Here is a 12,149-nt window from a genome sequence, read left to right as displayed (position 1 = left end):
TGGTAATCTTAGGTCCTACTGCTGTGGGTAAGACCAATATAGCTATCAAAGTTGCCCACCAATTGAATGGGGAAATTATTTCTGCCGACTCCATGCAAGTGTATCGGCACTTGAATATAGGGACTGCTAAGCCCTCGTTAACTGAAAGGAAAAGGGTACCGCACCATCTTATGGACATAGTTGATCCCGGTGAAAACTATAACGTAGTTCGCTTTCAGTCTGAGGTTAAGCAGCTGATTCCAGCTATAGTTGGGCGAGGGCATCTGCCAATGTTGGTAGGAGGTACGGGACTATATATAAGTGCGGTAGTAGACAACTACAATTTTAGTCACGACGGTCCCAATCCCTTACTGCGCAGACAACTCACGGCGAGAGCAGTTAAGCTAGGCTCACAGACGTTGCACAGGGAACTGTCCCAAGTTGATCCTGCTGCTGCTAAAAAAATTCAGCGTACTGACACCCGTCGCCTTGTCCGCGCTTTAGAGGTTTCCGCTTCTGGTCAGCAATTCTCTGCTTCAAAACACGGACCGCCATTATATCGCGTTGTGCAGATTGGGCTGACCCGTAAGCGCACCAAGTTATATGAAGCCGTTAACCAACGAGTGGAGCAGATGTTTGACCGCGGCTTAGTGGAAGAAGCAAACTGGATACTGCAACTTGACCTACCACCGGATCTGCCCGTTTTACAGGCCTTGGGCTATAAAGAAATATTCCCGTATTTGCAAGGTGAAGTCTCCATTGACGAAGCAAAGGACAACCTGAAACGACAGACTCGTCGTTTTGTCAAACGTCAACTTACCTGGTTCCGGCGAGACGAACGTATTATTTGGTTGGACCGTGATGAATACTCCGATCAAGAAGCGTTGACGGCCCAAATTGTGAGTATAGTAGAAGGAAAACTTTAGGTGAGCCGCGAATAGCTAACTAAAGCCCCAAAAGAAATAAACTGGAGGCGAAGCAATGAGCAAACAACAACCTAACTTGCAAGATACGTTCCTTAACCAAGCTAGAAAAGACAGTATCCCGTGCACTGTATATTTGGTTAACGGCTTTCAAATCCGAGGGCTAATCCGCGGCTTCGACAACTTTACAGTGGCACTGGAATCGGAAGGTAAACAAATGTTGGTTTATAAGCATGCTATTTCCACCATTACGCCATCCCGCCCGGTTATTTACACTGCTGGTTCGGATATGGACAATAGTTGACCGGAGGAGTTCGTTAATAAAAGCCCGCCCTATCTGTTTACTTAGCTGAGGGGCGGGTTTTTTGTCTGCACGCCAACGACGGATTAGGCTAGCTCCCAAGCACACCTTTCCCTTTGCCTGCGTATATTATAGTGACATGGCCGGTCGGAGGTGCAAACAATGTTTTGGCATGGAGGTAGAAAAAACGATTCTACCATGAGACGCATTAGTCAACTGATAACCCAAGGTGAGCTTACACCGCCGGCCGCCTTAGCCACTTTACGAGCATCTCCTGAACCAGTAGCCACGACAATACCAACCAGCTCCCACACACTAAAACAGGCTTTGTTACAGCTAGATAGTCTGGTCGGCCTTAGCGAAGTCAAGCAGCTAGTATATGAAATCAAAGCCTATGTCGAAATCCAACAGCGCCGAAGCAGAGAAGGGTTAGCTAACGAACCGCTGGTGCTACATATGGTTTTCCGAGGTAATCCAGGGTCAGGCAAAACAACCGTAGCCCGTATCTTAGGAAGCATCTTCAAGGGATTAGGCATTCTGTCGAAAGGGCATTTGGTGGAAGTGGAACGAGCCGATTTAGTCGGAGAATACATCGGACACACGGCCATTAAGACCCGGGAGCATGTTAAGCGTGCCCTGGGTGGGATTCTGTTTGTGGATGAAGCCTATTCCCTGGCCCGAGGAGGCAACAAAGATTTCGGTAAAGAGTCCATCGATTGTTTAGTAAAACTAATGGAAGACCACCGGGATGATTTGGTCCTGATTCTGGCCGGCTATAGGGATGAAATGACTTATTTTCTTCGCAGTAATCCTGGACTAAGATCTCGCTTTCCTATTCATATCGATTTCCCAGACTACAGTGTAGAACAACTCCTGGCTATTGCTGATCTATTCTTGACCGAACGTGATTATTGCTTGAGTCCCGCTGCCCGAGAAGAACTCTGTCGCCAGCTGACTTTAGGCCACAACCTTCAACATAGTGGGAATGCCCGTCTGGTACGCAATCTGATCGAACGGGCCATCCGTCGCCAAGCAATACGTTTGGCTGGACACCAGCACCTGACCCGAAAAGAACTGATGGTAATCGAGCCGGTAGATTTAAAAGGAGGGTCGGCCGCGTGAAGGAATGCCTGGTGGTAGGAAAGGTTGGTACCGGTAAGACCCTCTTTGTTCTCAACTTCGCTTCTTACCTCGGTCTTAACCAAGCTGACCTAACATTTGAATTCCCAGATAATCGAACAATAACCAAGCGTTACTACATCAACACTGCTCGCAGTCAACTGGTTGGAACGAAACCTCACACTACTAAATCATTGCAGAGCTTAGTAATCGAAATACCGGTGACCAAAGGAGTCCAGCGCTGTCGAATTACTGACACCAGCGGATTAATTGACTACATCCATCCTGATATTACTATTCGTCAAGCTATAGCGCAAACACTCAGCGTTATCAGAGCAGCCGACCTCATTATGCATGTTATGGACACTGCCCAGGTGGGGGTTCACGGTACCCCTTCAGGGCTGGGCGAGGTGGACTACCAAGTGGCGCTGTTTGCTCAAATGCGAGGCGGCTACGTAATTTTGGCTAACAAAATGGACTTGCCACAGGCGGGAAAAGGGCTAGAGCGGTTGCGGTTGGAGTTACCAGGCCACAGAATACTACCGATTTCAGCCCTGAACAAACGTGGTTTTAGAGAGGTGAAAGATTTTGTTCAACACCATCTCTAGGCTGGGTTTTTCTTGGGGCGCATTATTTTTGCTTGAACTGGCAATCAAATTACTGGATGATCACTTGGACTTAGAGGAGGACAGTGGTCTCCGCTTCTCCCTGGCTGATGCCATGGGAAAAGGAACCCTAGCCTATGCTATGCTTTTTTACGCTGTGTCAGCTAGATTCTTTCCTGATTGGGCCTTTACGATTTTCATCAGCAGTTATGCCTGTGGCATGTTAACCGGCAGCGACCCGCTTCTACCCTCCGGTTTGTCAGCGTGGGCAGAGATGTTATTGGTGCTAACATTAGGTGTAATATGGTCAAATGGGAAAGAAATGCTGTCTTCTTTGGCCTTGGTAATGGGCGTCCATCTGCTTGATGATGTCATTGACTACAGGCGGCAGGGACAACAGGTACCTACTAAGAATCTGGCCCACTGCTGGGGGAAAGTGGAAGTCCTCTTGTTGGGAATCTTGTGTTCTTTGACAGCCCTGTTACTAGCTCCGCTGAAAACAGTTCTTTCATGGTTAGCACTACCGGCAGCGCTCTATATGGCAGCCAATCCGTGGAACAGTAAGAAGAGGTGACGGACTATGCTTTTTTATCCATGGGGTCCAGTTGTACTTTCTTGGCTTTGTTTCGTCTTTATAGGCTTTGTTTGGGGACGTAGGCAGGGACGAAAGGAAGGTGCTTTACTCGGCCAACGGGAAGCTCCGCTTCTTTTGAGGGAGGCTTCTCTTCTTGCCGGTCATTGTGTCCTTTGCCAACAACCCGCCCCTCAACAACCATCCGAACCGAATTTTGACCTAGCGGCAAAAATCAGTCTTTAGCCAAAAATGTTCCCCCTAAGCCTATGTATGGTATAATATTGCCAGGGTACTTTACCTGGTAAATCCAGGGCATGAACTAACTGATGGCTTCCCTGTGGAAACGGAGGAACAGTGCTTGCAACAATTTTATCCAGACAAATTTGACCCCGGACTTGTGAAAATAGCCCGGCTAATTTACGCAGACGCCGACATTAACCATGCCCACAATCAGATAGCTAAGACTGTACAGGTAAATCAAGTACGCCTGTTAGCTGTTTACCGTTCGGCCCGTGTAAGCGATCTGGACTTTGCTGCCACCACCGGTTATGGCTATGACGATGGTGGCCGCGACAAGTTGGAACAAGTGTTCGCTACAGCATTCGGCACCGAAGCCGGCCTGATCCGACCGCAGATCGTCTCCGGTACTCACGCCTTAGCTCTGTGTTTGTATGGGGTCCTGTTCCCCGGCGATGAATTGGTGAGCCTAACCGGTCGTCCTTACGACACCTTGGCCGGTATTATTGTGGGAACCCGTTGTGGCTCAGGTTTTCTCAAAGATTACGGTATTATTTACAAAGAAGTACCGTGGGAACAAGGGGAAGCACAGCCCAATCCTCAGTCTATTCGAGCCGCTATCGGTCCCCGGACCAAAGCCGTTTTTATCCAGCGCTCCCGAGGTTATGGCTTACGACCGGCTTTATCCATAAAGCAGATCGAAGAGTTGATTAAGCTGGTTAAATCTATCAATCCGTCTGTGATTACCATCGTAGACAACTGTTACGGAGAATTCGTTGAAACCAAAGAACCACCTGTTGTGGGAGCTGACCTTACGGCCGGGTCCCTGATCAAAAACCCTGGTGGTGGACTGGCACCATGCGGGGGATATGTAGTTGGGAAAAAAGAACTGGTAGAATTGGCTGCCAGCCGCTTGATAGCTCCCGGTCTAGGCAGTGAATGTGGTCCTAGTTTGGGGCTTAATCGCTTATTTTACCAAGGGTTTTACTTGGCTCCGCTAATAGTAGGCGAAGCTCTGCACGGTGCTGTTTTTGCCGCTCAACTTTTTAAGCAGCTTGGCTTTTCCGTACATCCGGAACCAATAGCAAAGCGGCATGACTTGGTGCAAACCATTTGTCTAGGAGATGCCGAAAAAGTCCGGGTGTTTTGCCAAGCCATCCAGGAGGCGTCCCCGATTAATTCATACGTACATCCTGAAGCCGCTCTAATGCCCGGTTATACAACCCCGGTTATCATGGCAGCAGGCACCTTCGTTCAGGGCTCCTCAATAGAACTATCAGCTGACGCCCCCATGCGTCCGCCATTTACTGTTTTTTTACAGGGCGGATTAAGTCGTTACCAGGTAGAATACGCAGCCATGCTAGCAGCGCAGTCTTTGTTGGATGAAGGTCTCCTGGAAAGGTGGCGGTTTTGAAAAAAGGGCCTATTGTCGGCTCTAAGGCCCGACCGGGCCAGAGCGTACCGCTAAGGTTAGACAAGCACTTAGGGTTTACGGGTCGAATATGAGCAAGTTTATAGGTTTGTGGGGGGAGGAGGGGTGGGCGATGAGTAAACAACGTATTGGTATTCCACGGTCATTGTTCTTCTACTCTTATATGCCGTTTTGGCAAACGTTTTGGTCCGAGCTGGGATGCGAAGCGGTGGTATCCCCACTCACGAACAAGAATATGCTTGATCAAGGCATAAGCCACTCCGTTACAGATCTGTGTGTTCCGGTCAAGATTTTTCACGGTCACATTTCATACTTAATCAGCCAGAAGGTAGATGCTTTGTTTATTCCTCGGATGGTAGGCGTAGGGACTAATGACACCTTTTGCCCAAAGTTTCTCGCTTTACCGGAAATGATTAGGTGTTCGTTTTCCAGCTTGCCACCTATAATCGCACCGCGCATAGACGTGCGTGGACCGTTGGGCTGGTTCAAGCTCTGTTCCGATCTGCAACGCGAATGGGTGCCTGAACGAAACGTTTGGGGAGCGTTTACTAAAGCGCGGGCCGCTCAGGCCCATTATGAAGCTCAGCTAACAGGCGGCAAGCTTCCTCATGAAGCCTGGCCTACCTTCAGATGGTTTCACTCCGTGGAGCAAAGCAAGCCGTTGGCCAGAACACCGGAGCTAAGAATAGCTATGCTCGGTTACCCATACTCTGTATACGACCAATTCACCAACGGCGATGTTCTCCAGAAACTACGTAATTTGGGCGTACAGGTGCTAACCGCCGAAATGATTCCCCTCGGAAAAAGGAGTCGCCATCGGTTGCGTAAGGACTTATTCTGGCACTACAGTAATATGGTGGTTCAAGCCGGCATCTTCTGGCTCAATCAAGGCGTAGCCGGACTTATTCATGTGACTAATTTTGCCTGCGGGCCCGATGCCATGGCCGGTAAACTGTTGGAGCTAGCCTGCAAACAGCAGGGCAAACCATTGCTTACTTTGACCTTGGATGAGCAGACCGGACAGGTAGGAATCAATACTCGGATTGAGGCTTTTGTTGACATGCTGCAAAGGAGGATTTTGGGTGCGCATAACCTTCCCTTACATGGGTAATTCTCCGCCCGTGTTTAAACAAATCTTGAGCGAGTTAGGTTATGATGTGGTGGTACCGCCGCCCCCTAGTAGGCGAACCTTAGATCTAGGAACAAAATATGCACCTGAGTTCGCTTGCATACCCTTTAAAATCTTACTGGGCAGTTATCTCGAAGCAATTGATTTAGGAGCCGATACCATCATTAGCACAGGTGGGGTAGGCCCTTGTCGAGCCGGTTATTACGGCGAGCTTCACCGTGGCATTTTGCACGACTTAGGTCATGATGTTGACCTCATTATAATAGAGCCACCGCTGAAACGCCCAGCGGATTTCCTCCGGGCAATGTACTTGCTATTTCGCGAACGAAAGGCCCCCCTATGGAAGCTACCGGATATATTCTGGCGTGCCTGGCTAAAACTCAACGCCATTGACTGCGTAGAAAAAGCATCACACGATATCAGGACTTTTGAAATAGACAAAGGCGAAACAACGACTGTATTTCGCCAGTGTATGGAAATATTAGATGCCGCTCAGTCAAAAATAGAAATTAAAGAAGCCACTGATGCCTCTCTAGAACTGCTATCGGCAATTCCTCAAGATCGCTCTCGCGATCCAATAAAAATAGGACTTATCGGCGAAATTTATGTGGTTCTAGAACCATTAGCTAATCATAACGTGCAGGTAAAACTAGAGGAAATGGGCGTTTTGGTGCACCGATCTATTTATCTGGCTGAATGGACCCAAAACAATGCCCTCACTAACAGAGAATATGATGTTAAGAAAGCGGCCGAGCCATTTTTATCTGAGTTGGTGGGGGGGCATGGGCGAAACAGCATTGGTGAAACAGTGCTCTATGCCCAGAAAGGGTTCGATGGGGTTATTCAACTGGCTCCGTTTGCCTGCATACCGGAAATTGTGGCTAAGAGCATCCTGCCTTATGTCAGCCGCAAACTAAACATCCCGGTCATGACTTTATTTTTAGACGAGCAGACCGGCGAGGGCGGTATCCGTACCCGCCTGGAAGCTTTTGTAGATTTGCTGGTGCAACGCAAGAAGAAGAAAGAAGGGCAGTTAGCGTGCGTGGGTATTTAGGTGTCGATGTCGGTTCTGTCAGTACGAACCTTCTTACTACCGATGAACAAGGAAATATTATAGCCAGCCTCTATATTCGAACCCAAGGCCAGCCTATAGCAGCTATTCAAGAAGGTTTGGCCCTGTTAAAGAAGGAATTACCAGCAGACTTTCAAGTTTGTGGAGCAGGGGCCACCGGTAGCGGGCGAACTCTAGCCGGTGTAATTGTCGGAGCAGATCTGGTAAAAAACGAAATCACTGCCCATGCGATAGCAGCTTCACGCTTGGTACCCAATGTTCAAACGGTACTGGAAGTGGGCGGCCAGGATTCTAAAATCATTATCTTGCGCGAAGGTGTTGTTACTGATTTTGCCATGAACACTGTGTGTGCTGCTGGAACGGGATCTTTCTTAGATCATCAAGCTGAGCGACTTAACGTTCCCATAGAAGACTTTGGCACCTATGCTCTGCAGGCTGATAACCCGGTACGCATTGCCGGGCGCTGTACAGTATTTGCTGAATCAGATATGGTTCACAAGCAGCAACTCGGTTATAGCCTACAGAATATTATCGCTGGACTCTGCGAAGCGCTGGTGCGCAACTATCTTAATAACGTGGCTAGAGGTAAAGATATTCTGCCGCCGGTGGTTTTTCAGGGAGGGGTAGCGGCTAATATTGGAATTAAAGCAGCATTCGAAAAAGCTTTGGGAACGCCAGTTTATGTCCCCGATCATTACGGCGTTATGGGCGCTTGGGGAGCTGCCCTGCTGGCACAAGAAAACATGAGCACCGGTAAAAACGGTGCTTCAAGTTTCCGTGGCTTTGAAGCAGCTAAATTAGACTACGAAGCTTCCAGTTTTGACTGTCAAGGCTGCCCAAACCAATGTGAAGTAGTAAGCATCAGTATGGAAGGCAAGGTGATCGGACGCTGGGGCGACCGTTGCGGCCGCTGGGAAAACATGTTGGGTAATACATAATACAAAAGGCCTTCTTTACTTGACGTTAACGATTCCAGTTCATATAATTTGGCTGAGTGTTCTTCTTATCTAACCTTGTTTTGTCTGTAAGGAGGAGCAAATCAGTGCCTAATTATGAGTATCGGTGCTGCGACTGCGGCTCTCAGTTCGAACTTCAGGCTCCAATTAGTGCTAAGCCACAGCATCCACCTTGTGTCCATTGTCAGAGTACAAATACCAAAGCCGTCTTTTGCGTCTTTGCTATTACCGGACGTGGCAGAGATACCGGAACCAGTGGTGGATCCGGTTGCAGCAGTTGCCGCGGTGGAAATTGCAGCACTTGTCATTAAGCAACAATCGGATCCTAGCTAAGCAACATTATTGCCAAAAAGCCTTGACCCATATGACTGACCCTTAGGTGCGAGATACCACATCTTAGCCCTTAGGGTTTTTCCTATATCTTGATCTGCTCCAGTGGGCTGGTAATGCCTCTTAAGTCGGCCTCGATAAGAAACTGAATCTAAAGATGCGCGCTTTGCTCTCCAGTTTCTTGCGCTCACGACGCGAAAGGTCACCGGTGTTATTACGCAGCCTCCTTAGGTCTCAGAATCATTTGCAGCTTTAAACATCTGGGTCATTTCTGTTCTGCGTTCCAAACTAGGTTAGGAAGTCTCCGCAATACTGTACGACGGTATTTAAATCTAGGATATCCAAGGATAAGGACAACCTCCAGTCGTCGCCCTTGAGGTAATGCAATCAGAGTCTTGAGCTTGCGACTAAATTCTTGCGCTATAATGAAATAACCAATTTGGCATGTTCCCAGTCCCAGCTGTGAAGCACCCAGCATAATATTGTAAGCCGAATAAATCGCATTGTCTCGTCCAAATCGATTGCTTTTCGGTCCATGGCCCATCAAGACTACCGGAGCGTGATAGAAAATAGGGTCATAGCTCTGCTCACGCCGTTCCAATAAGCTCTTCAGCCCGGCAGCACTTCTTACAGTCTGCTTGCCGGCAACTAGTGTTACCACCGGTTTTACCAGCGGATGAAACAGAATATTACCCAGGCGACCTAGAGTTGTTGCCGCCTGTTTGCTTAGGTAGTCAATGCGGTCGCTGTCATCGAATACAAGCCAATCCACCGACTGCTCATTCTGGGAACTGGGAACCCAGCGGCTCAAATCAATCAGCTGCTCCACCACAGCTCGGTCCACCGGCTTGTCCTGAAACAGGCGTACCGAACGACGCGTTCTAAACATAGTGGCCAAGGCATCTAGACAACCTGGTCCTAAGGTCTTAGACGGCAAGCATTGTTCTAATGGAAAGCAGCTGTGCGAAATGGCATTAGTAGGGCAAGCGGCAACACATTGACCACATTGCCAACACAACTGAGGCCGGACTACTGTGGCCTTGTTATCTTCGTTAAGTTCAAAAACGGCCGCACTGTCACAAAGAGACACACAGGTTCCACATCCGGTACATTTATCGGGCTTGACCAAAATAGTGGGGGATAACAACCGGCTTCCTCCTTCCCGTTCTTTCCTTGCCACTAAAAACAAAAATAACCCAAACAACAGAGCAGTACTCTTTGCTGGGTTACAATAAACTGCAGTTCCTAGTAGATTCTAGTGGCAGGGGAGGCAGGACTCGAACCCGCAACCAACGGTTTTGGAGACCGCTACTCTAGCCAGTTGAGCTACTCCCCTGCGACGACTTTATTATAGCAAAGAACCAAATCCTAGTCAACTGTGTTTGCTATATACCAAGCTATGTCAATACACACACTAATGTATTGGTCTGTTGTCGTGGCTATCATGCTGTGGTATTGTTAGGATTGGGAAGGAGTAATGGTCGAGAAATGCCGCCGAATAGGAGGGAAGAGAGATGGAACTGTGGGCCAACCATGACCATTTGCCAGTATTGGCCTCAGATACCTTTAAGCTTCCCGCTGATGCCCACCAATTAGTTACTTTTCTTAACCGCGCCTTAAAAGAAAGGGGACTTATCTTTGGCTTGCGCCGTCAGGGGGATGACTTTACCCTGACTATATACGACTGCTCTCAGAAAAACCTTGACAAGAACTTGTAGAGGCCGCCAGGTGGCGGCCTCTATGGTTAGTTTAGTGGGTTTCTACGTCAGTAGCGCCGTTATTGCGAAGAATGGATGCAGCCCGGTCTACCTTATGGTCTTCGGTACGCACTGTGGCTAGGATTCGTCCCTCCCGTACTTTACCTTCATAGAAATCACTGCGATCCGAAGGAATACCCCAGTCAATAAGGCCTCCGGCAACCCCACCTGTGGCCGCGCCGGAAATAACTCCTGCTAATGGCCCTGCAGCAACTAAAGGCCCGATACCTGGAATTGCCAGAGCTCCAGCTCCGGCAGCTAAACCTGCTAATCCTCCCAGGATTCCACCGGTTGTAACTCCGCTGCTAAGACTGCCACCCCCGGCCATCATAGTTCCACCGGCATCTCGCTGTCGGTCACGGGCAATAATGGAAACTTCATTAGTATCAAAGCCAGAATTGCGTAGGTCTTGTACAGCCTGCTTAGCAGAATCCTCACGAGAAAAGACACCAATTACTGTCTTACTCATAAATTATCCCCCTTTGTTTCTGCACTAGTGCCTCCTGTCTTAGTCTGAGTCCTATCAAGATGCCTTATCCCTGCCAGTTGTTGGTTTGTTTAGGCTAAAGCGAACTGCAAACACTAACTACGACAGCTGTCAAAACTAAATAATCAACCAGGGCTAAAAAACGTTGCCCTGCGGAGGAGGTGAATAATTTGTCTGATAGGCGCTCTGCCAATGAAGAAAGAACCCGAGCATCAAAAGATAAAAGTGGTATCCTTACAAAGTTACCGCCCACGAAGCGCGTCTTTTTCCTCCAGTGCTTTTTCACTTCCGGTGGTACTCCTCCGGCTCGGGAGCAGTCAGCCCGAGCTGATGCCCTCGCCTATCTTCTTAACGGCGGTAAGTTGCCGGCGAAAGCCCTGGCCCGTCAGCTTAAGCGTAGGTGGGATCAGAACAATTAGTTCTATTTGACAGAAACGGTAGCAATAGCATATACTGGGGGCAGTCAGGTACAGACTCGAGGTGACAGCTGTTGGAGCTTGGCAGTGGCCTGCAGGAAAGATTAGAAGAGCATAATATTCGCCTTACCCCTAGGCGCAAAGCTATTTTAAGAGCTTTGGCTCAGGAACATGACAACCATCTGAGTGCAGAAGAAGTTTATCTTAAAATCAAACAGGCCGATAATAGCATCGGTTTGGCTACAGTGTATCGAACCTTAGACTTGTTTGCTGAAGCAGGCATTGTTCATACAGTTGACTTCGGCGACGGTTGTCGAAGATTCGAACTGGCTTCTGCTACGGCCCCGCATTATCATCACCATTTGCTCTGCTTAGGTTGCGGAAAAGTGATTGAGTTCGCTCAAGATCTGTTGGAAGATCTTGAACATCAAATAGAAGACACGACCGGGTTTTGCATTACCAACCATTCCTTGCGTTTCTATGGGTACTGCCATGAATGCCAGGAAAAAGGTGTGGATATTACCTAACTCATAGTGTATAATATAACTTGCTAGGAACGGGCGCCCGTAGCTCAGTGGATAGAGCACTAGACTCCGGATCTAGTAGCGCAGGTTCGATCCCTGCCGGGCGCACCACCTTATAAACCTAGTAACATCAAGGCCTTCGGGCTTTTTTTATGCACGGACCGTATAAAAGAGAACTAGCCCATGAAATAGTCTAATCATGGGCTAATATTTTTTGAAAGAGGCTATTCGGACATTAGTCTTTCGAATCTCTGTGCTGTTTCTTCAGCCTTCTTGGGCAGCACGCGGCTGCTCTGACGCCGGTTTCT

General features: G+C 48.5%; 15 protein-coding genes and 2 tRNA genes. 14 read left to right on the top strand and 3 right to left on the bottom strand.

The genetic code is table 11. From position 1 onward, the window contains the following. From miaA to GX016_09290, 10 genes are all read left to right on the top strand, one after another. Positions 1 to 905: tRNA (adenosine(37)-N6)-dimethylallyltransferase MiaA (gene miaA / locus GX016_09335; GenBank protein HHT71751.1), on the top strand; the 905-nt coding region annotated here is incomplete at its 5' end. Positions 906 to 960: 55 nt separating this feature from the next. Next, a complete protein-coding gene (gene hfq, locus GX016_09330; protein HHT71750.1) occupies positions 961 to 1,206 on the top strand; it encodes an RNA chaperone Hfq in 246 nt (81 codons plus the stop codon). A 195-nt stretch (positions 1,207 to 1,401) separates the two neighbouring features. Further along, entirely contained in the window at positions 1,402 to 2,325 is a 924-nt protein-coding gene (locus GX016_09325; protein HHT71749.1) for an AAA family ATPase, read from the top strand. Beyond that, complete coding sequence (locus tag GX016_09320) at positions 2,322 to 2,930, top strand: GTP-binding protein HSR1 (protein ID HHT71748.1); 609 nt, start codon at positions 2,322 to 2,324, stop codon at positions 2,928 to 2,930. The genes GX016_09325 and GX016_09320 overlap by 4 nt, the downstream gene beginning before the upstream one ends. A gap of 28 nt (positions 2,931 to 2,958) precedes the next feature. Then, positions 2,959 to 3,501: a hypothetical protein gene (locus tag GX016_09315; protein HHT71747.1), complete on the top strand. Its 543-nt coding sequence runs from the start codon at positions 2,959 to 2,961 to the stop codon at positions 3,499 to 3,501. Positions 3,502 to 3,898: 397 nt separating this feature from the next. Continuing rightward, positions 3,899 to 5,152 (top strand): hypothetical protein, encoded by a 1,254-nt coding sequence (locus GX016_09310; protein HHT71746.1) that lies wholly within the window; start codon positions 3,899 to 3,901, stop codon positions 5,150 to 5,152. Positions 5,153 to 5,282: 130 nt separating this feature from the next. After that, the gene (locus GX016_09305) at positions 5,283 to 6,281 is read left to right on the top strand and encodes a 2-hydroxyglutaryl-CoA dehydratase (protein ID HHT71745.1); all 999 of its coding nucleotides are present in this window, start codon (positions 5,283 to 5,285) and stop codon (positions 6,279 to 6,281) included. After that, a complete protein-coding gene (locus GX016_09300) occupies positions 6,274 to 7,353 on the top strand; it encodes a CoA protein activase (protein HHT71744.1) in 1,080 nt (359 codons plus the stop codon). Before GX016_09305 ends, GX016_09300 begins: the two co-directional genes overlap by 8 nt. Continuing rightward, complete coding sequence (locus tag GX016_09295) at positions 7,338 to 8,309, top strand: 2-hydroxyglutaryl-CoA dehydratase (protein ID HHT71743.1); 972 nt, start codon at positions 7,338 to 7,340, stop codon at positions 8,307 to 8,309. Before GX016_09300 ends, GX016_09295 begins: the two co-directional genes overlap by 16 nt. Positions 8,310 to 8,413: 104 nt before the next feature. Next, positions 8,414 to 8,638: a zinc ribbon domain-containing protein gene (locus GX016_09290; GenBank protein ID HHT71742.1), complete on the top strand. Its 225-nt coding sequence runs from the start codon at positions 8,414 to 8,416 to the stop codon at positions 8,636 to 8,638. Positions 8,639 to 8,922: 284 nt separating this feature from the next. Here the strand turns inward: GX016_09290 and GX016_09285 are convergent, their stop codons facing one another. Together GX016_09285 and GX016_09280 are read right to left on the bottom strand one after the other, a co-directional pair. After that, positions 8,923 to 9,804, bottom strand: coding sequence for a 4Fe-4S binding protein (locus tag GX016_09285; protein HHT71741.1), 882 nt, complete (start codon positions 9,802 to 9,804; stop codon positions 8,923 to 8,925). A 112-nt stretch (positions 9,805 to 9,916) separates the two neighbouring features. Beyond that, a tRNA-Trp gene (locus GX016_09280) sits at positions 9,917 to 9,993 on the bottom strand. A 178-nt stretch (positions 9,994 to 10,171) separates the two neighbouring features. Here GX016_09280 and GX016_09275 point away from each other — a divergent pair. Further along, on the top strand, positions 10,172 to 10,375 hold the full coding sequence (locus tag GX016_09275; GenBank protein ID HHT71740.1) for a DUF4264 family protein: 204 nt from the start codon (positions 10,172 to 10,174) through the stop codon (positions 10,373 to 10,375). Between the two features lie 31 nt (positions 10,376 to 10,406). Here GX016_09275 and GX016_09270 read toward each other — a convergent pair whose 3' ends face one another. After that, on the bottom strand, positions 10,407 to 10,883 hold the full coding sequence (locus tag GX016_09270; GenBank protein ID HHT71739.1) for a hypothetical protein: 477 nt from the start codon (positions 10,881 to 10,883) through the stop codon (positions 10,407 to 10,409). Positions 10,884 to 11,071: 188 nt separating this feature from the next. On the opposite strand from GX016_09270, the gene GX016_09265 reads away from it, so the two are divergent. The 3 genes from GX016_09265 to GX016_09255 all read left to right on the top strand — a co-directional run bounded on the left by GX016_09265 (position 11,072) and on the right by GX016_09255 (position 11,952). Further along, positions 11,072 to 11,320 (top strand): hypothetical protein, encoded by a 249-nt coding sequence (locus GX016_09265; protein ID HHT71738.1) that lies wholly within the window; start codon positions 11,072 to 11,074, stop codon positions 11,318 to 11,320. A gap of 71 nt (positions 11,321 to 11,391) precedes the next feature. After that, entirely contained in the window at positions 11,392 to 11,844 is a 453-nt protein-coding gene (locus GX016_09260) for a transcriptional repressor (GenBank protein ID HHT71737.1), read from the top strand. A 33-nt stretch (positions 11,845 to 11,877) separates the two neighbouring features. Continuing rightward, positions 11,878 to 11,952 (top strand) — tRNA-Arg (locus tag GX016_09255). Positions 11,953 to 12,149 lie beyond the last annotated feature (197 nt).

This window comes from Bacillota bacterium (assembly GCA_012837285.1).
In the GTDB taxonomy this organism is placed as follows: domain Bacteria; phylum Bacillota; class DTU030; order DUMP01; family DUMP01; genus DUNI01.
Note: the sequence above shows the minus strand (reverse complement) of the source record. Positions and strands in the feature narration are given on the sequence as shown.